This is a genomic window from Aquiflexum sp. TKW24L, assembly GCF_023502205.1.
Lineage (GTDB): Bacteria > Bacteroidota > Bacteroidia > Cytophagales > Cyclobacteriaceae > Cognataquiflexum.
The window spans coordinates 95,270-115,704 of the sequence record NZ_JAMFLG010000007.1; the positions used below are offsets into that span (position 1 = coordinate 95,270).

Here is a 20,435-nt window from a genome sequence, read left to right on the forward strand (position 1 = left end):
TCCTATTTTTGGTTAAAGTAATGCTTTAAAGCCCGTGCCGTACAAAGAAAAAGAAATCGAAAAAAAATACTACTCCATCGGAGAAGTTGCCAGCATGTTCAAAGTTGCCCCATCCCTGATTCGGTATTGGGAAGGGGAGTTTGATATCATCAAACCCAAAAAAGACAAAAAAGGAAACCGTAGGTTTACCAAAGATGATATCGAAAAAATCAGGTATATCTATCAATTGGTAAAAATCAAAGGATACACGCTTCAAGGTGCCCAAGAAGTAATCCGAGGGGACCACCACACTGTATTTGATAAAGCAGCTATGGTTGACAGACTTCATCAAATCAAACGATTTTTAATAGAAATACGGGACACAATGCATGTCGAATCCAAATAATGAAGATTTGATTTTTGAGCTGTCGCTTAATCTAATTCCTAAAATCGGTCCCTCCTTATATAGAAACATCCTAGCTTATACAGGGTCTGCTAAGGAGTTTTTTGACATGCCCGCAGGAAAAATTTCAAAGATCCCCCGGGTAAATAAAAAGTTTGCCGAAATCCGAAAAGACAAAGACCAATACTTTAGAGAGGCTTCTGATATAATTTCAAACTGCCGCAAAAAAGGAATAAACATTTTGACTTTTTCTGACCCCAAATTTCCTTCACGATTGAAAGTGATGGACGATTGTCCGATGGTTTTATACACCAAAGGCGAAATCAATCTCAACCCAAACAGATCGTTAGCTATAGTCGGTACAAGAAATGTCACCGAATATGGAAAAAACATCACCAAAAAGATCATTGAGGATATTGTTCCTTACCATGCCACTATCGTCAGTGGCCTAGCCTATGGCGTTGACATTGAAGCCCATAAAACTTCTTTGGCCAACAACCTTCCAACAATCGGAATTTTGGGATCTTCAGTAGATCAGATTTACCCAGCTCTCCATAAAAATACTGCTGACCAAATGATCGAAAGTGGAGGTGGGCTTGTAAGCGAATATCCACCCGGAACAGTCATGCATCCAAGCAATTTTCCAAGAAGGAACCGGATCATTTCAGGATTATCAGATGCAGTCATCGTGGTAGAAGCAGCCCAAAAAGGAGGAGCCTTGATCACTGCTGAGATCGCATTCAGCTATAACAAGGAAGTTTTTGCTGTACCTGGAAACTTACTTTCCACCTACAGCGAGGGTTGCAATAACCTCATCCGGTCCATGAAAGCCACTATTTACACCGGACCCAAGGACTTAGAAGAAGCCTTATCTTGGTCAAAAGAAAATCTGTCTTCCTCCAATACCAAGACTAAAATGCTTGACCTTTCGAAGTATAATGACGAGGAAAAGGATATTTTAAATTTATTGATGGAAAAGAAAGAATTGGAAATCGATCAGATCGCCATCCTGCTCAATGTTTCTATTTCAAGTTTAGCTTCTAATCTTTTAAACCTTGAATTTGAAGGACTTATAAAATCCCTACCGGGCAAAAAATACAAGCTTACACAATAAAATTGGAGATTATTTAAGGCCAAGGTAAAAACCAGAATTCAATTATCCCAAATTTGAAATTTGAAAAAAAGATTAGATCTAAGGTCAAATTTTAACCTTTCGTTAATAATTTATTGTTGAAGCAATCAATTAAAAATCCCCTTCTGAATATTTCAAAAGGGGATTTTGTTTTTTACTAAAATTGAAACTAGACTTACCTCCTGCCCTGCTTTGGCATAAATCCGCCAAGAGCCTTTTGGGCACCACCCATTTTATTCATCTGCTTCATCATTTTCCTCATATCGCCAAATTGCTTCATCAGGTTATTGACTTCAGTGATGCTTCTCCCACTACCATTGGCAAGTCTTTTTCTTCGATTGCCATCAATAATATCCGGATTCTCTCTTTCTTTTGGAGTCATGCTTCGGATAATAGCTTCAATAGGTTTGAAGGAATCATCATCTATATCGAGACCGTTCATGGCTTTGCCCATACCCGGAATCATGCCCATCAAGTCTTTGATATTTCCCATCTTTTTGATCTGTTCCAATTGGGAAAGAAAATCATCAAAATTGAATTGGTTTTTTCTGATTTTGGCATTGATTCGCTTGGCTTCATCTTCGTCGAAAGACTGTTGCGCTCTCTCCACCAATGAAATCACATCACCCATGCCCAAAATCCTTTGGGCCATACGGTCAGGGTGGAAAACATCGATGTTCTCCATTTTTTCCCCAGTTGAAATGAATTTGATGGGCTTATTGACAACGTGTCTAATGGAAATGGCAGCACCACCCCTCGTATCACCGTCCAATTTGGTCAAGACCACCCCATCGAAATTCAGCCTTTCATCAAATGTCTTGGCTGTATTAACAGCATCCTGACCGGTCATGGAATCCACGACAAACAATGTTTCTGAAGGATTGAGGGCTTTTTTCAGTGCCTCAATTTCTTTCATCATCACATCGTCTACTGCCAAACGGCCGGCGGTATCGACGATGACTATTTTCTTACCATTCTTTTTGGCGTATTCAATTGCACGGCTTGCAATCTCAAGGGCATTTTTATTTTCCGGTTCAGCATAGACCTCTACTCCAATCTGCTCGCCCAATACTTTCAATTGGTCAATCGCAGCCGGTCTGTAAATATCACAAGCTACCAAAAGAACTTGTCTGCCCTGCTTTTTGAGCATACTGGCAAACTTTCCTGAAAAAGTTGTCTTACCCGAACCCTGAAGACCGGAGATCAAAATCACAGCGGGATCACCTTTGATGTTGATATCCACTTTTGATCCACCCATCAGTTTGGTCAGTTCCTCTTGCGTGATTTTGACCAACAATTGACCTGGGGAAACAGCGATCAACACATCTCGGCCAAGTGCCTGTTCTTTGATCGTATCAGTTACTTCTTTGGCTACTTTATAATTGACATCGGCATCAATCAGAGCCCTACGGATTTCCTTTACGGTGGTAGCAACGTTGATTTCGGTGATTTTGCCGGTACCCTTTAGGGTTTTAAAAGCTCTATCTAACTTGGAACTAAGATTATCGAACATGCTTCATTATCTATTTGAGGCAAAAATAGGAATTTATTTGTGAAAGGGAGAATGGAATGTGGGATTAAGGGAAATGGATTTGAAAAAATTGGTTATTGGTTAATAGTTATTGAGTTATTGGTTATTTGTAATAAATGTCAGCACCCTTGCCCATAGTATGCATCTTTTCCATGCTTCCGCTCAAAATGCTTTTTGATCAGGGCTTCTTTTAACCTCGGAGCATTGGGATTGATCTGTAAAGTAAGGAATGCCATTTTGGCTATTTCTTCCATCACTTTGCTGTTGTAAACAGCTTTGGCTGCATTCTTTCCCCAAGCAAAAGGACCGTGATTTCCTATAAGCACCATTTCAACTTCCTCGGAATTTAATCCTTTGGATGAAAAGGCATCTAAAATCTGTTGGCCTGTGTTGTGCTCATAATCTCCTTGGATCAAGTTGTCCGACATCGGAGGTGCACAGGGAATATCCACCGTAAGATGATCAGCATGTGTCGTCCCAAAAATCGGGATATCCATCTGCGCCTGTGCCCAACCAACTGCATACGTCGAATGGGTGTGACATATTCCCCCTATATTTTTCCAATGTTTGTAAAGGAATGCATGCGTCTTGGTATCTGAAGAAGGCCGCATGTTTCCTTCAATGATATTATTGTCAAAGTCCACAATTACAATATCCTCGACTTTAAGCTCCTCATAGGGAACACCGCTTGGCTTGATGGCAAAAACACCTTTTTCCCTATCCACCGCACTGACATTCCCAAAAGTATAGACAACGAGATCCAATTTTGGCAGCTGCATATTGGCTGTATAGCATTCTAGTTTGAGGCTTTTGTAAATAGACATAAATTTTAAATGAGAATAGCTCAGAAACCTAACAAATTGACAAATTCTGATTTGTCTACTTTAATGGTTTTTCCGGAATTATACTGTGAAATACCTTCATTGATCACCTCTAAAACAGAGGGGTCCAAAAAAAATTTATCCTTATCCGAAATAGGACCCAGTGCGTAGGCTTTTCCCTTTTTTCTTTTAACCATAAACTTCACTTTTAACTTATATAAACTAGACAGGTTGTTCTTTCTTAATGGATTAATTTAATATATTTTATAATTTGAAGATTTCCAATTCTAATAATGAATTTGAATTTACAATTCATTTTCGACATATATAGCCAAGCTGTAAGTGCATTTTTCAGTTTCACAATTTCGCATAATTACTTTAGCATTATTACTTCCTGAGTATTTGGGCTTGAAAACCTCATACGCTCTGTCTAATATTTCAATACCAAGATCGTTTAAATCAAAATGGACATTCCCTTCATAAACTTCTCCAAAATTATCTTCAATAACCAAACTTAAGTTGTGACAATTTTTATCACAAGCAGCAAACAATAAATACGTTTCATTTGCTGAAAATGGTATTTCTAAAGTTGAGACAATGTTAGAGTTTAATTCATCAAGTATAGGTTTGAATTTTAATTTATAACCTTTTTTAATTATATGATTATAGGATTCGATCATTCTAACATCAAGAACTCCTTGACTAAATCCAAAAAGAAAGACGTTTAAAAACGCAATCGTCAAAATTAATTTTTTCATTTTGAAAGATATACGTTTTTGAAAAATTAGATTCGATTTAGGTAATTATTTATTTTAATAGTTTTAAATTAATCCTTTTATTTTATCTTGATTTTCCTTCTAAGAACTCCCCAAACCTCCCATATTCCTTATAAAGCTTTTTATAATGGTTTACATTTCCTGGTATGGGATGATAAACTTCATCAAAACCATTGCTCATGACCTTGATTGCTACTTGTGTATCGGGATGGATTCCTGCTACAACTGCTGCATATATGGCTGCACCTAAAGCTGGTGCCTGGTCTGAAGTGGCCACTTTAATTGGCATATCAAGTACATCTGCTAATGTCTGCATGACAAGTTTGGACTTTTTGGCCACTCCGCCCATGCCTATTACAGTTTCGATTTTTACACCCTCCTCTTCAAACCTTTCCACAATTTTTTTGGAACCAAAACTGATGGCTTCCACCAAGGATTTGAAAACCCTCGCGGCATCCGAACCCATATTCAAACCCATGATCGCTCCTTTCAAAGCTTGATTGGCGTCAGGAGTCCTTCGTCCATTGATCCAATCAAGTGCCACTATTTTTGATTCACTAACAGGAATTTTGAGGGCTTCTGCAGAAAGTTGGCCTATGATGTTTTCTTGAATTTCTTGAATCAAATTGAATTTCTGCAATTCATCCAAATGATCACTTTTTTCTATCAATTCTATACTTGGCTTGGAAATCAAATCCCTGAACCAAGCCAATACATCTCCAAACCCAGATTGTCCGGCTTCCAAACCGATCATTCCCGGAATAACAGATCCATCAACCTGTCCACAAATTCCTTGAATCAAATTGCTTCCAATATTCTCCTTAGAAGTAATCATGATGTCACAGGTGGAAGTTCCCATCACTTTGATCAGGGTATTTTCTGATATCTCACCGCCAACAGCACCTGCATGCGCATCAAAAGTCCCAACTGCCACAACTGTATTTGGAGACAAACCCAATCTATTGGCCCAATCGCTGCTTAGATTTCCAGCCTGATTGTCTGAGGTATAGGTTTCGGTATAAAGACGATCCCTTAATGAAGCTAAGTAGGGATGAAACAAACCCAAAAACTCTTTTGGTGGCAATCCGTCCCAGCTTTCATGCCAAAGGGCCTTATGTCCAGCCGCACACCTGCTTCGCTTTAGTGTCAAAGGATCTTCATTGCCAATGAGTTGGGCTGTGATATAATCACAATGCTCCATCCAGGAAAAGGCAGCGTCTGCTACTTTTTGATCCTCCCTTACGACATGTAAAATTTTAGACCAAAACCATTCTGATGAATAGATTCCACCTTCATATTTGGTGTAATCCTCCCCTCCCCAAGTCCGGGCGATATGGTTGATTTCATCGGCTTCATTGATGGCAGTATGGTCTTTCCAAAGAACCATCATCGCATTTGGATTCTCGGCAAATGCAGGATTCATGGCCAGGGATTGACCTTTTTCATCCACAGGCAAAGGGGAAGAACCTGTGGTATCCACACAGATGGCTTTGACTTGTGAAGCAGGGATTTTGGATTTCTCTAAAACTCCTTTGACGCTTGCTTCCAAACCTTCCAAATGATCCAATGGATGTTGCCTGAATTGGTTTTCCACCGGATTACAGTACTTTCCTGCTTTCCACCTTGGGTATAAAACAACGTGGCTTGCCACGCAGTCACCGTTTTTGGTATTCACCAAAATCGCCCTGACAGAATCAGTCCCATAATCCAAGCCGATTACATATTTATCCTCCATACTATGAATATCAGTTTTTTTTCGAACCAAATTAGTACTTAAAAAATATTATTTAACCCTTACCATCAAGACTGAATTGGCGGGAACAGCAATTTTCAGGTTGTCTTTATCCAATTTGAAATCTTTGAAAGCTGCTTTTTTGACTACCTCCTTTTTTTCAAAAGTATTGTAAGAATCGATGGACGGAGCAGTCACATATTCCGCTGTTACGGTCTTGGCTGAAATCCCTCTCAACACTACATCAAGGTCTATTTTCTTGTCAGGATGAATATTGGCAATGCTGATGTTCACTGTCCCGTCAGGAGATTTGGAAGTAGATACATTCAATGCTTCCAACTTTTCTTTGCCAAAAGCAACTTCCTCAGTCACGAGATGATGAGGTAATAAAATTGCGTCTTTATGAGGCTTATACAGATCAAAAACATGGTAAGTTGGAGTAAGAATCATGTCAGTATCATTGGTAAGAATGATGGCCTGAAGCACATTGACAGTTTGTGCCAAATTGGCCATATGGACCCGGTCTGCATGTTTATTGAAAATATTCAAAGAAATTGCCGCTACCTGTGCATCGCGCATAGTATTTTGTTGGTAAAGGAAACCAGGATTGGTTCCTGGCTCGACCTGATACCAAGTACCCCATTCGTCGATGATCATTCCTATTCTTTTCTCGGGATCATATTGGTCCATGATGGCCCCATGACGGACGATCAATTCCTCAATCCCTGCCGCTTTTCTCAAAGTCTCCAAGTAAGTTTCCTTGTCAAAGACAGTGGCCGATTTCTTATCAGTCCAAGAACCTGTCATGGTATAATAATGTACTGAAAGCCCATCCATCATATTAAGCGGAATATTTTTCATCAAAACTTCCGTCCAATTGTAGTCATCACTATTGGCACCACCGGCGATTTTATACAAGGTATTTCCACCATAATTTCTGGCGTAAGTGGCATATCTTCTGTATTCATTGGCATAATATTCCGCAGTCATATTGCCACCACATCCCCAGTTTTCATTTCCTACACCCCAATATTTGATATTCCAAGGTGCGTCTTGCCCATTCTTCTTTCTCAAATTTGACATGGGACTGACTCCGTCAAAATTGATATATTCTATCCATTTGGACATCTCATCGACCGAACCGCTTCCGACATTTCCGGTGATATATGGTTCAGCTCCGATTTTCTTGGCAAAATTCATGAATTCATGCGTTCCAAAGGAATTGTCCTCTACCACGCCGCCCCAATGTGTATTAATCATCGTAGGACGGTCTTTTAGATTTCCAATCCCATCTGTCCAATGGTATTCATCCGCAAAGCAACCGCCTGGCCACCGGAGGTTTGGAATCTCCAATTTTTGAATTGCTTTCATGACATCCAATCGATATCCTTCTATATTAGGGATTTTGGAATCCGGACCTACCCAGATTCCACCATAGATATTTCTCCCAAGGTGCTCCGCAAAATGCCCATAGATATGTTTGTTGATAACAACACTACCCTGATCTGCATTGACGATCAATCGGCTAGTTTGGGCTGGGGAAAGAGATGAAATCAGCATGGCTGCCAAGATCATCATTCCTTTAATTCTTATTGTCTTCATATCTACATATTTTATGTTTTTTTAATCCTTTTTGGAATTCCATTTTTAAACAAATGATGGATTTTTTTAAAAAATCACAGCGATAAACACCACCGAATATTAGAAAAATAACCTGAAGCGACAAATATTAATTGTAAATAATACACTAATAATTTTTCAATGGCCTAGACGGTTAATTTTTGAAACTTTCTTTTATTCCTGTAAGCTACTTCGTGTCTCTATTTTGAAATTTCGCCATTTTAACTTTAAGTGTGTACTTTGCATTAATTCTGAATATTTATATATCTTATCTAATCTGTAAACCAAACAACCAATACCGCAAAATTCTAATGAAATACTCCAACCAAACTAGGATCCTTGTAGCTGTAGATAGCATTGTTTTTGGATTTGATGGAACAGAGTACAAGTTGCTTTTGATCCAACGCGGTTTTGCACCAGAAAAAGAAAAGTGGTCATTGATGGGAGGCTTTGTCCAACCTGAGGAATCGTTGGATGAAGCAGCTGCCCGGATTTTGAAATCACTCACCGGTCTTCAGAACCTTTATTTGGAAGAAATGGGGGCATTTAGCCGACCGGAGAGAGATCCGATCGAAAGGGTTATAGCCGTCACGTATGTCGCTTTGATCGATATTGAAAAATACCAACAACAGATCAATGACGATTTTCATGCTCGGTGGTTTCCCATGAAAGAACTTCCCAAACTGATTTTTGACCATCAGGCAATGGTCGATATAGCTTTAAATAAATTGCGCTACAAAGCTACTTTCCACCCAATACTTTTTGAATTGCTTCCAGATAAATTCACCCTTCCCCAACTTCAGAATATGTATGAAGGGCTATACAATACCAAATTTGACAAAAGGAATTTCACCAGAAAAGTACTCTCTACTAACCTCTTAAAAAAGGAGAATGAAAAGGAAAAACTCAGTTCAAAAAAAGGGGCTTTTTATTATTCTTTGGACGAGGAAAAATACCAACAAGCAATTTTGACTATTCAAAACTTTATTCCACTTAATGAAATTTCCGGTACCCGCGATTAAATTTCATTCTTCTATTTTTTAATTGTTCTTTTATGTGTATTTATGACACTTAATTAATATGTATAAGTTTTCTGATTGCATTTGCGACCCTGTTTTAATTCGGAATTATTATGAAAAATATAACACAAAATGAAGTTTGGTTTATCACCGGTAGCCAACATTTATATGGAGAGGAAACTTTAGCAAAGGTGGCTGAGCATTCCGAAGTCATAGCCCATGAGCTCAACCAAACCAAAAATATATCAGTCAATATAATATTCAAACCTATTGTAAAAACTACCGAGGAGATCTTCCAAATATGCCAGGAAGCCAATCAGGTAAAAAATTGCATCGGGATTATCACTTGGATGCATACTTTTTCTCCTGCCAAAATGTGGATCAATGGCCTGAAAATCCTGAACAAACCCCTTCTTCATTTACATACCCAATTTAACCGAGATATTCCTTGGAATTCGATAGACATGGATTTCATGAATCTCAATCAAAGCGCGCATGGTGACCGGGAATTTGGATTTTTGACAAGCCGTATGCGGATCAATAGAAAAGTGGTCGTGGGCTTTTGGAAAGACAAGGAGGTACACCATGAAATAGACGGTTGGTGTCGTGCCGCCAGCGGGTGGCATGATTGGCAAGGTATGAAAATCGCCAGATTCGGGGATAACATGCGGAATGTCGCCGTGACTGAGGGCGACAAGGTGGAAGCTGAAATGAGATTTGGATTTGCAGTCAACACCTTTCCTGTTGGTGATTTGGTCCAAAAAATCAATGCTGTAACTGATTCGGAAATTAAGAACTTGATCAATACATATGAGGACTCCTATATTTTGTCCGAAAACCTGAAAGCAGGTGGCGCAAAAAGAGGATCCCTGGTCGAAGCCGCAAGAATTGAAATTGGATTGGAGAAATTTCTTTTAGAGGGAGGTTTCAAAGCTTTCTCAAATACATTCGAGGATTTACATGGCATGCGTCAACTACCGGGAATCGCAGTTCAAAGATTGATGAACAAAGGTTTCGGATATGCAGGTGAAGGAGATTGGAAAACAGCGGCTTTGGTCAGGGCGATGAAAGTAATGGGGACAGGATTAGAAGGCGGCAATGCCTTTATGGAAGATTACACCTATCATTTTGATCCCGCAAATACCCTCGTGTTAGGATCCCACATGCTTGAAGTGGATGAATGCCTGGCATCCGGCAAACCTTCCTGTGAAGTTCATCCATTAGGTATCGGAGGTAAAGAAGATCCTGTGAGGTTGGTATTTAATGTGAAAGCAGGCAAAGGACTGAATGCTTCTCTGGTAGATATGGGAAATAGATTCCGGATGATAGTCAATGAAGTCGAGGCTGTTGATGCACCACATGATTTGCCAAAATTACCTGTTGCACGGGTCATGTGGAAGCCATTGCCTGATATGAAGACAGGTTGTGGAGCTTGGATTTTAGCCGGAGGTTCACACCACACCTGCTTTAGCCAAAACCTTTCCACGACAATTCTCAATGACTTCGCCAATATCGCAGGTATCGAATCTGTCAATATCGATGGACAAACTACCATCAGAAACCTTCAGAATGAATTGAAATGGAGTGAGGTTTATTATAAGGTGTTTGATAAATGATTTTACGATTTTCCGCCACTTGGCGCCCAACTCAAATTTAAGATTACAACTGCGGAAAATTTGTCCATAGTCAACAGTCGACAGTCAATAGCCACTTGATTGCACTTCAGTCTGAGCTTGGTATGGTTTAGGCAATAAAACTTATATATAATTTAAATTGAGTACAAGGTGAATAGACTTGAGTGCTTTAATTTGGACGTTCAGATGTCCTAAAATTCGATTTAGATAATAATTTAAGTGGCTGGAAACATTGGGTTAAGGGCCCGCTTCTTCAGGCTCTTTTATGTGGGACCACTTCTTTGGTCCGGCTTGCTAAGGGATATTTAAGTGAATTTGGAAATTGAAAAGGGGGCGGATAATCCTATTTATTTTTTAATTTGCGCCATTCTTTTAAAAAGAACTGAACAGATAATGCAGATCAACTTCAAAAATGACATTTTGCCCCATCTCGTCGGAGTTGCGGTTTTTTACCTCATTGTGTTATTTTATTTCGGCCCGGCTGTTTTTGATGGCAAAATCATTTTCCAATATGATATCTTACAGTGGGAAGGTGCAGCCAAGGAAGTTATGGATTACCGTGCAGAGACCGGCGAGGAAGCACTTTGGACCAACAGTATGTTTGGCGGTATGCCGGCATACTTGGTGAGTTTTGAGATTCCCGGCGACATCACCAATTTTTTGATTAAAGTCGTCACTTTAGGACTCCCCCATCCCGTAAATTCTTTGTTTTTTGGAATGGTGGCAATGTATATTCTCCTGCTGAGTTTTAAAGTTAGACCCGAATTTTCTGTTGCAGGAGCAGTAGCTTTTGCATTCAACACATTCCATGTGATAAGTTTAGATGCCGGACACAATGCCAAAATATGGGCTATTTGCCTGATTCCTTTGATTTTGGCGGGGATTCATTTGGCTTTCTCAGGGAAAAAGATTTTGGGGCTAGCGCTATTTGCTTTTGGTTTGATGCTCCAACTCAAGTTCAACCACCTTCAGATTACCTATTACACAGTTTTGATCGTATTGATTTATGGAATCGGACAGATTGTTGACGCCTATCAATCCAAGACACTTCCTGCCTTTGGCAAAACCATGCTTATTCTGATTTTGGGAGCAAGCTTAGCTATTGGATCGAATTTGAGCCGTTTTATGACCGTCCTCGAATATGGCGCTTTTTCTACCAGAGGACAATCCAACATCAGCTCCCCAAATACCTCAGATGGAGGATTGGACAGAGATTACGCATTCAATTGGTCACAGGGAAAAATGGAAACCTTGACCCTGTTGGTACCTTTTATTTATGGAGGAGGAAGTGGTGAAGCTTTACCCAAGGATTCCAATTCCGAACAGGCTTTACGAAGCAATGCTGTTGAAAGTGCCCAAGCAACAGGGTTTATTGAAAAAGCTCCCACTTATTGGGGAGAGCAACCGGGAACTGGCGGACCTATTTATGGCGGGGCAATTATGCTTTTTATGTTTGTTTTGGGTTTGATTTATGCTCCAAAGACGTATAAATACATCTTCCTTTCAATAACCATTTTATCCATTTTCCTTGCTTTTGGAAAAAATCTGGCCTGGTTCAATGATTTGATTTTTGATTTTCTTCCGGGATATAACAAATTCAGGGCGGTTACGATGGCCCTTTCCATTGCTCTTTTTTCAATTCCTGTATTGGGAAGTTTGGGTTTGGAATACCTATTCAGAAGCGGAGATCATAAATCCATGGTCAAAAATCTTTCCATCGCGCTAGGAAGTACTGCAGGACTGGCTTTGGTATTTGTGCTATTTGCGGGAATGTTTGGATTTAGGGCACCTGTAGATGCCAACTTGCCGGAATGGCTTGTCGACGCTATCCAGCAGGACAGAAAATCAATGCTTCAAAGCAGTGCCTTTAAAAGTTTTATTTTCATTTTGCTTGCTGCAGGTTTGATTTGGGCAAGCCTTAAAAAGAAAATATCTAGTCAAGTTGCGGGATTAACCATTGCTTTATTGATTGCTGTGGATCTTTGGACTATCAACAAAAGATATTTGAATGAAAGCTCATTTCAATCAAGTCCTTCTGCTCAGTTTTTTGCCAAGTCTCCTGCAGATCTAAAAATCTTGAATGATGATGGATATTTTAGGGTAATCAACTTAGAAAATCCCTTCAATGATGCCCGACCAAGTTACTTCTTCAATAGCATAGGCGGCTACCATGGCGCCAAAATGAAACGTTACCAGGAATTAACTGAAAATGTATTGGGTGCAGAAATTCAGTCTTTTATCCAAAAAGCCCAAGAAGGGAATTTTGAATGGGAAGGATTGAAAGCACTGAACATGCTCAATACCAAGTATGTGGTGGCCGGTCAGGCTGAAAATGCTGTGTTTACCAATCCTGAGGCAAATGGCCCGGCATGGTTTCCTGCAACGATCCGCAATGTCACCTCCAACGAAGATGAAGTCAAACTCATTTCTCAGATGGATACTAAAAATGAAGCAACTGTGAATGAGTCGGAATTTGGTAAAGTCCAATCAGGATCTGGATCGGTGTCTGTGACTTCCCAAAAACCAAATGAGTTGAAATATTCAATAGATGCTGCCAAAGCCGGTTTGGTTGTCTTTTCTGAGATATTCTATCCAAAAGGCTGGAAAGCTTTGGTCAATGGACAGGAAACCGACATTATCCGAACCAATTACCTGCTTCGTGGCATATCTGTGCCGGAGGGAATTTCTGAAGTTGTGATGAAATTTGAACCTGATAGTTATTACAAAACCAAAACTGTGACTATCATATTTCAATACCTAATCCTTTTGATTTTGATTGCGGGTATATATTTATCGATCAAACCTTTTCTAAAACCATGAGCAAAAAAGAAGAAGTAAAGGTATTTTACGATGAATATGTGCTCAAACAGGAAAAGATCGGTATCAATTCCCGTCATATTTCCATCATTGACAAACTCGTCCAATCGGGTCTGAAGTCAAATCACAAAGTATTAGAAGTGGGCTGCGGGATTGGAACAGTCAGTCAGTTAATTGCCAAAAAAACATCGAAAGGAAAAATCCTTGCTGTTGATATCAGCGAGAAAAGTATCGAAAAAGCAAAGATTCTCTGGAAGCAATTTTCCAATCTAAGTTTCGAGGTTTCTGACATGAGTGATTTTACCAAATCCGGTCAGACTTTTGATTATTTTGTGTTTCCGGATGTTCTAGAACATATTCCAGTGGATCAGCACCCCAACCTATTTGAAAGAATCAATGCCCATTCACACAAAGATTCTGTGGTGTTTATCCATATTCCTGCTCCAAGATTTTTGCAGTACAACATCAACAATGAACCTGATAAACTTCAGATCATTGACCAACCTTTGGATACAGCTACTTTGGTTGGTGTCTTGAGGGACAATAGATACTATCTTGACAAAATGGAAACTTATGCTGTCTTTTTCGAAGAAAAGGATTATCAGTATTTCGTGTTCAGAAGAAATAACAAGATTACCAAAAACACGCTGAGAGGAAAATGGCCCGTTTTTATGGAACGAACTTTTCTTAAAATCAAAAACAGTATCTTTCTGTAGCCAATTTCTCAACCAACAAATTCAGTCAAACTTCCCATGATTATTTACACCTATCCTGTACGGACAGCTTTTACGGATAGAGATGTCGAAATGATCGAGACGGAATTTGGCATCAAACAACTTCCTTTTACCCAAAATCCTGTTGCCCTTCCATTTTACTATATTCTCCAATTTTTTCAATTGGTAATTTTATTGCCAAAAACTACTTTTTATCTCTGTTTTTTTGGAGGCTACCATTCGGTCTTACCCACCCTATTTGGGAGGATTTTCGGGAAAAAAGTATTTATCCAATGCGGTGGCACCGATGCTGTGAATATGCCTGAGATCAATTATGGAAATTTCCGAAAGAAATGGCTGAGATTGGCTACTATTTACAGTTTCAAAAACTGCACAAAAATCCTTCCTGTCGCAGATTCGCTTATCCAGTCTAAATATAAGTACGATCCAACCATTTCATCCAAACAAGGTTTGAAAAACCTGATTCCTGATTTGAAAACTCCGATCCAAACCATTTACAATGGATTCGATACTGACTTTTGGATGGACTTTGGAAAAGAAAGGAAGCCGATGACATTCATCACAGTGGCAAAAGGAATTTCCAATCCAGTCAGAGCTAGGATCAAAGGTATTGACATGATCGAATTGATTGCCTTGAGATTTCCAGAAGCAACATTTACCTTGGTCGGTGATTTTGACTATGTCCCAATGGCGAAAAATATTACCACCACAGGACCACAAGACAAAGCTGGATTGAGGGAAATGTTCAATTCTCACCGCTATTATTTGCAATTATCGACCTCGGAAGGATTCCCAAACGCCTTGGCGGAAGCCATGCTGTGTGGTTGCGTTCCGATTGGTTCTGCTGTAGGCGACATTCCAATGATTATAGGAGATACCGGTTTTATTTTAAAGCAAAAAGATCCTGATCATTTGGAAAAAATAATCGCGAAGGCTTTTCTAATCGATTTTGATACCCAAAGAACAAAATCAAGAGATAAAATTTTAAAAGATTATCCTTATTCCAAAAGGAAAAAGGAATTATTGGAATTGTTTAACTGATTTACGAATTGGAAAAATTTGCCCGCCAAAGTATCCTAACCACCCTCTCCCATTACTTGGGAGTTGTAATTGGGTATTTCAATGTGCTTTGGCTTTTTCCCTATTCTTTGGCACCTGAGCAAATCGGTATATTCAGAACGGTCCAGGACATGGCAATGCTACTGGTTCCTTTTGCACAGTTAGGACTTGGAAACGCCATCACCCGGTTTTTTCCTCAATTGAAATCCAAACAGGGATCTTTTCTCACATTTAGTGTTTTGGTAACCTTATTTGGGTTTATTTCTGTTTCCCTGCTGTTTTTTATTTTCAAAGATCAGATTATTTCCGCCTTCGCCGTAAATTCACCACAAGTCATTGACTTTTTTATAGTCGTGTTGCTGATCACCCTTTTTGCGGTAGTCAATACTGTTTTGGATGCATTTAGCAGGTCATATATGAAAATCGCCATCCCAACTTTACTTAGGGAGGTTTTGCTGCGATTGCTTTCAACCATACTTGTTTCCCTATATCTAATTGGATGGATTGAATTTGACCAAATGGTTTGGGGATTGGCATTGAATTATTTGATCGTGCTCATGACTCTAATGGTCTATATGTTCCGGATTGGAATATTTGACCTCAAATTAGATTTTGATTTTGGGAGAAAAGGATTCAAATCTGAGTTTTTGATTTACAGCTTCATCACTTTACTCGGAACTGCGGGTGGAATTTTGATCATGAAAATTGACAGCCTCATGGTGAGTTCCATGATCGGTTTGGAAGCCAATGCGATTTACAACATTGCTTTTTCTATTGCCATAGTGATGGAAATGCCTCGAAGGGCCATATCACAAGTCAGTATGCCGGTGGTGGCTGATTATTTTTCCCGTCAAGAATTTTCAAAAATCAACCAGCTTTACAAAGACATTGCTGTGAATCAAACCTTGATATGCATTTTGCTGTTTCTTGGAATTTGGTCAAATATTGATAATCTATATCATTTTGTTCCCAACAAATCCATATATGAAGCGGGAAAATGGGTAGTCCTTTGGATCGGATTTGGAAAAATGTGTGATGTGGTTTTTTCTATTAACGGCGAAATTATCGTTTTTTCAAAGTACTATATCTTCAACATTACAGCGACAGTTATCATGAGTGTTGCTGTGGTTATGTTTAATCTTTTGCTTATTCCAACTTATGGGATCGAAGGTGCCGCTTTTGCTTCATTTTTGGCTATGTTCCTTTATAATTTTATCAAATACATTTATATCAAAATCCAGCTTTCGTTTGAACCATTTTCTTGGGATGTATTGAAAATCATAGTTTTGGGGATGGCGATTTACTTTGTCCAAGCCTACATTTTCAAAGATTTTGAAACCGGTATAGCGGATTTACTCATCAGGTCAATTGCCATAACAATCATGTATTTCTTTGGAATATTTGTTTTGGGAATAGCTAAAGAGCATCAGAAAAAAGTAATTCAAAAAATAAAAGGGCTCAGGCCTTAGAGTGTTACCAAACCTCTTTACTGACAGGATTTGAGCTGCCTGGAGATCCGCAAACTTCCACTGTTATCCTGCATCCTGAGATGCGAGGTCCTTTATTGCTAAAAGATGAGGCCTGTTTTTGGAAAGGGCTTCACTCGGGATTGTTTTATAATTGTGAAGTCGGAACATGTCGGCGACCCGAGCCATTTGTGCAAATATACAAATTATGATAGAAACAATAGCCCTGATTTGCTCAATATTGCCAAATTCCGTCACCCACCAAGCAGAATTTCCGCACAAAGGAAGAATACCCCGAAATGACCAAAAATCATTTTGTTCAGAACATATAATATGTATTTTTATTGGGTAAAAATTTAAAAAAACTTGACCTTCAAGAGATATAACATTAGATCCAAACGATTCAAATCAATATTTAAAAATAACAGTACAATAATTCGAATAACATTTTGAATTAATAAATTGACAAAATTTTATTCTCCAATCCATTATTTTTCATCATCGGATTCGCTTAACTTTGTGGTTCGAAAAGGCTAAAAAAAATGTATCAGATAAAAAAGCTCATCGTCTGCCTTGACCAAAGTGATTTGGATTATACCCTTGTTAGGTTTGCCTCATTTGTTGCAAAGGTGAATCAGACTAAAAAAATCTATTTTGCAAATGTCATAAGAAACCTACAGATTCCTAAAGAGGTCTTAGAGGAGTTTCCCAATCTCATAGATAATATGGTAGAGGAAAGGAAGCGGCAGATGAAGGAAGTCGTTGATAGTAACTTTGGAAAAAGGGAGGACATTGAATTCTCATTTGTAGTGAAGGAAGGTCAATTGAGCAAGAAAATCTTAAAACTTGCCCACGAAAAATCTGCTGACATGATCATTGTAGGCAGAAAAGTAACCCTTCCCGGTACCGGAGTCATTTCCCAAAGACTTGCCAGAAGGGCGAGTTGTTCTCTATTGATCATACCAGAAAAATCCGAACCAAAAATAGACAAACTCCTTGTACCATCAGATTTTTCAGATTATTCCAAAGATGCATTGGAAGAAGCGGTAATAATTGTAGAAAAATACGGTGGGAAAGCTGAAATTATTTGTCAAAATGTTTTCACCGTTCCATCGGGATATCATTTTACAGGCAAAAGCTATGAAGAATTTACCTCCATTATGCTCATGCATGCAGAGATAAATTTCAAGAAATTCATCAGAAACATTGATACCAAAAACATCAAGATCACCCCCATCTATACGCAGGATGACGACGATGATCCCGTGGAAGAGATAATCGCCAAAGCAAAAGAAATAAGTGCTGACGCAATTATTATTGGGGCAAAAGGGAGAACCGCAGCTACAGCATTATTTATCGGAAGCATGGCAGAGCGATTGATCCAGCTTAACGAATCCTTTCCGCTTTTGGTCACAAGACCAAAAGGAAAAAATGCCGGAATTTTAGATTATATCTTGGAAATTTAGGTAGCTATTGAATAGAATTGAATCTTAATCCGGTTTTTGGGCTTCATCCTAAAGACCGGATTTTTTTTTAATCCTACCTTTAAGAAACAGCTAGAAGACAGTAACTTCAAAAACAAATTTGCAGGAATTAAACCTCTTGTCAAAATTCATGTCAAACAGCCCGATGATATCAATCAGTGACCTAGAACTTTTAGAATTGATCCGAAATCCCAAATCAAAGGAAAGAGGGTTTAGGTTGCTTGTTGAGATGTATCAAAAAAAGGTGTACAACATAATCCGAAAAATGCTGATTATCCACGAAGATGCTGATGATGTCACCCAAAATACTTTCATCAAAGCCTTTAGGAACATTGAAAATTTTCATGGAAACTCTACCCTCTTCACATGGTTGTATAGGATAGCTACAAATGAAAGCCTCAATTTTCTGGAAAAAAAAAAAAGAAGGTATTTCTTCCCCATTGAGGACCACATGGAGGCCATGTCCGGATATCTGGACCAATCAGCATTAATCACCGGAGAAGAGATTGAAATCCGCTTGCAAAAAGCCTTGCTAAAACTTCCCGACAAACAGCGTCTCGTCTTCAATATGAGGTATTATGACGACCTGAGCTATGACCAAATCAGTCAGATTACAGAAACTTCAGTGGGAGCTTTGAAAGCTAGCTACCATCACGCTGTCAAAAAAATAGAAAATGAACTTCATGCTGAGTAAACCTCTGTAAATTAATGATGTCTAAAGGATTGAATTATGGAAAACCTATCTAATATCAATATTTTCAAAACACCCGAAGGATATTTCGAAAGTCTGCCCGACCGAGTCTTGGAGAAAAATGAAAAAAGAAAAACTCGGACCATGTCTTTTGTTCAGATGACTGCAGCAGCAGCTGTGGTTGTGATCGGGGTTTTCTTCTTTGTGATCAAAAATGAGATTTCTATTGACCAGAGCATTGAGGCAAATTTGGAACAGGAAATTGATTTATATATCAATTCAGGTCAATGGGAGGCAGAAGATATCCTGTCCTTTTCAGATAATCCCAATTTGATCCTGGATGAAATAATAAAGGAAGAATGGGGAACTGTAGAAAATAACCAACCGGGTTTTGAAATAGATGAGTGGTGGTAAACCTAAAAAAGATGAAAAAAATATTGATGATAATAGCTGTCATGATGTTCTTTGGCAATACGGCTTTTGCCCAAAAACCAACTACAGAGTATGACAAAGAGAAACTGGAAGCTGCAAGAGTAGCGTTCATTACAAACAGGCTGGATCTGAAGCCCGAACAGGCCGAGAAATTCTGGCCGCTTTTCAACCAATATAATGATGAGCGCACCCAGATGATGAACAATGTTTCATCCCTTAACCGGGAATCAATGCAGGATTTGACAGAAGCTAGGGCAAAAGAAATAATTCAGAAGCGGTTTTCTATCCAACAACAGTTACTGGATAGAGAAAAAGTTTTTACGGAAGAAATAACTAAGGTTATTTCCCCCCAACAGGCAATTAAACTTGGAGGAGTAAACCGGGAATTTACCCGTCAGGTGTATCAGAGACACCGGGGTGGTAGAGACGGTGGACCAAAGAACCAATAAAAAAAAGCAGCCTTACAGCTGCTTTTTTTTATTTATTTTTTAGTAAATCTCTAATTTCCTCGAGAAGAAGCTCAGATTTAGGTGGTGCGGGTGGCGGTGCAGGTGCTTCGACCTCTTTCTTTTTGAAAGAGTTCATTCCCTTGATTGCCATAAAGATTACAAATGCGATAATCAGAAAATCGACTACATTCTGAATAAAATTACCATAACTCAGAACTACTGCAGGCAATTCTCCTTCTGCTTCTTTGATGACTATACTGAGATCTTTGAAATCAACACCGCCCAACATTACCCCTATGGGAGGCATGATAATGTCATTGACAAAAGATGAAACTATTTTGCCGAATGCACCGCCGATGATTACTGCGACTGCCAAATCGACTACGTTGCCTTTCATGGCAAACTCCTTAAATTCTTTAATTAGGCTCATAAACTAAATAGTTTTGTTTTGTTTGGGAAATAATGTCACAAAGTAACCAAAAAATCAAAACCAAAGAATATTTATAGATTTAAATCATGGCTAGCGTAAGGTTAGCCTATGTTTCTGGTTTTTTTCCAACCAAAATTTGGATTGAGAAAGATTAAAATAAATTATCAAGAAGGCATAAGCTATTATTTTTCCTAAATTTACCCTGACAACCTATTAAACATATCCA

19 protein-coding genes are annotated in these 20,435 nt (G+C 38.9%); 12 read left to right on the forward strand and 7 right to left on the reverse strand.

Features of this window, described 5'->3' with window-relative positions; translation table 11 throughout:
- Positions 1 to 34: 34 nt before the first annotated feature.
- Both M3O96_RS06730 and dprA read left to right on the forward strand, forming a co-directional pair.
- Positions 35 to 385 carry a MerR family transcriptional regulator gene (locus M3O96_RS06730; protein WP_249719560.1) on the forward strand — a complete coding sequence of 117 codons (351 nt, stop codon included), beginning with the start codon at positions 35 to 37 and terminating at the stop codon, positions 383 to 385.
- Complete coding sequence (gene dprA / locus M3O96_RS06735; protein ID WP_249719561.1) at positions 369 to 1,496, forward strand: DNA-processing protein DprA; 1,128 nt, start codon at positions 369 to 371, stop codon at positions 1,494 to 1,496. The genes M3O96_RS06730 and dprA overlap by 17 nt, the downstream gene beginning before the upstream one ends.
- 193 nt (positions 1,497 to 1,689) lie before the next feature.
- On the opposite strand, the gene ffh is transcribed toward dprA, so the two are convergent.
- The 6 genes from ffh to M3O96_RS06765 all read right to left on the reverse strand — a co-directional run bounded on the left by ffh (position 1,690) and on the right by M3O96_RS06765 (position 7,976).
- A complete protein-coding gene (gene ffh, locus M3O96_RS06740) occupies positions 1,690 to 3,027 on the reverse strand; it encodes a signal recognition particle protein (RefSeq protein WP_249719562.1) in 1,338 nt (445 codons plus the stop codon).
- A 137-nt stretch (positions 3,028 to 3,164) separates the two neighbouring features.
- Positions 3,165 to 3,869: an L-ribulose-5-phosphate 4-epimerase gene (locus M3O96_RS06745; RefSeq protein ID WP_249719563.1), complete on the reverse strand. Its 705-nt coding sequence runs from the start codon at positions 3,867 to 3,869 to the stop codon at positions 3,165 to 3,167.
- 20 nt (positions 3,870 to 3,889) lie between these two features.
- Entirely contained in the window at positions 3,890 to 4,063 is a 174-nt protein-coding gene (locus tag M3O96_RS06750; RefSeq protein WP_249719564.1) for a hypothetical protein, read from the reverse strand.
- Positions 4,064 to 4,171: 108 nt separating this feature from the next.
- The gene (locus M3O96_RS06755; RefSeq protein WP_249719565.1) at positions 4,172 to 4,624 is read right to left on the reverse strand and encodes a hypothetical protein; all 453 of its coding nucleotides are present in this window, start codon (positions 4,622 to 4,624) and stop codon (positions 4,172 to 4,174) included.
- Positions 4,625 to 4,706: 82 nt separating this feature from the next.
- The gene (locus tag M3O96_RS06760; RefSeq protein WP_249719566.1) at positions 4,707 to 6,377 is read right to left on the reverse strand and encodes a ribulokinase; all 1,671 of its coding nucleotides are present in this window, start codon (positions 6,375 to 6,377) and stop codon (positions 4,707 to 4,709) included.
- 48 nt (positions 6,378 to 6,425) lie between these two features.
- Positions 6,426 to 7,976, reverse strand: coding sequence for an alpha-N-arabinofuranosidase (locus M3O96_RS06765; protein WP_249719567.1), 1,551 nt, complete (start codon positions 7,974 to 7,976; stop codon positions 6,426 to 6,428).
- Positions 7,977 to 8,305: 329 nt separating this feature from the next.
- Between M3O96_RS06765 and M3O96_RS06770 the strand changes: the two genes are divergently transcribed.
- The 10 genes from M3O96_RS06770 (at position 8,306) to M3O96_RS06815 (ending at position 19,779) form a co-directional block, all read left to right on the forward strand.
- Complete coding sequence (locus M3O96_RS06770; RefSeq protein WP_249719568.1) at positions 8,306 to 9,016, forward strand: NUDIX hydrolase; 711 nt, start codon at positions 8,306 to 8,308, stop codon at positions 9,014 to 9,016.
- 110 nt (positions 9,017 to 9,126) lie between these two features.
- Positions 9,127 to 10,629, forward strand: a complete 1,503-nt coding sequence (gene araA, locus M3O96_RS06775) for an L-arabinose isomerase (RefSeq protein ID WP_249719569.1) — start codon at positions 9,127 to 9,129, stop codon at positions 10,627 to 10,629.
- Positions 10,630 to 11,040: 411 nt separating this feature from the next.
- On the forward strand, positions 11,041 to 13,467 hold the full coding sequence (locus M3O96_RS06780) for a YfhO family protein (RefSeq protein WP_249719570.1): 2,427 nt from the start codon (positions 11,041 to 11,043) through the stop codon (positions 13,465 to 13,467).
- Positions 13,464 to 14,180 (forward strand): class I SAM-dependent methyltransferase, encoded by a 717-nt coding sequence (locus M3O96_RS06785; RefSeq protein WP_249719571.1) that lies wholly within the window; start codon positions 13,464 to 13,466, stop codon positions 14,178 to 14,180. Before M3O96_RS06780 ends, M3O96_RS06785 begins: the two co-directional genes overlap by 4 nt.
- A gap of 36 nt (positions 14,181 to 14,216) precedes the next feature.
- Positions 14,217 to 15,239 (forward strand): glycosyltransferase family 4 protein, encoded by a 1,023-nt coding sequence (locus M3O96_RS06790; protein ID WP_249719572.1) that lies wholly within the window; start codon positions 14,217 to 14,219, stop codon positions 15,237 to 15,239.
- An 8-nt stretch (positions 15,240 to 15,247) separates the two neighbouring features.
- The gene (locus M3O96_RS06795) at positions 15,248 to 16,726 is read left to right on the forward strand and encodes an oligosaccharide flippase family protein (protein WP_249719573.1); all 1,479 of its coding nucleotides are present in this window, start codon (positions 15,248 to 15,250) and stop codon (positions 16,724 to 16,726) included.
- A gap of 539 nt (positions 16,727 to 17,265) precedes the next feature.
- Positions 17,266 to 18,189, forward strand: coding sequence for a universal stress protein (locus M3O96_RS06800; protein ID WP_249719574.1), 924 nt, complete (start codon positions 17,266 to 17,268; stop codon positions 18,187 to 18,189).
- 163 nt (positions 18,190 to 18,352) lie between these two features.
- Positions 18,353 to 18,901, forward strand: a complete 549-nt coding sequence (locus M3O96_RS06805; RefSeq protein WP_249719653.1) for an RNA polymerase sigma factor — start codon at positions 18,353 to 18,355, stop codon at positions 18,899 to 18,901.
- Positions 18,902 to 18,937: 36 nt separating this feature from the next.
- Entirely contained in the window at positions 18,938 to 19,312 is a 375-nt protein-coding gene (locus M3O96_RS06810; protein WP_249719575.1) for a hypothetical protein, read from the forward strand.
- A gap of 11 nt (positions 19,313 to 19,323) precedes the next feature.
- Entirely contained in the window at positions 19,324 to 19,779 is a 456-nt protein-coding gene (locus M3O96_RS06815) for a type 2 periplasmic-binding domain-containing protein (protein WP_249719576.1), read from the forward strand.
- A 28-nt stretch (positions 19,780 to 19,807) separates the two neighbouring features.
- On the opposite strand, the gene mscL is transcribed toward M3O96_RS06815, so the two are convergent.
- Positions 19,808 to 20,209: a large-conductance mechanosensitive channel protein MscL gene (mscL, locus tag M3O96_RS06820; RefSeq protein WP_249719577.1), complete on the reverse strand. Its 402-nt coding sequence runs from the start codon at positions 20,207 to 20,209 to the stop codon at positions 19,808 to 19,810.
- Positions 20,210 to 20,435 lie beyond the last annotated feature (226 nt).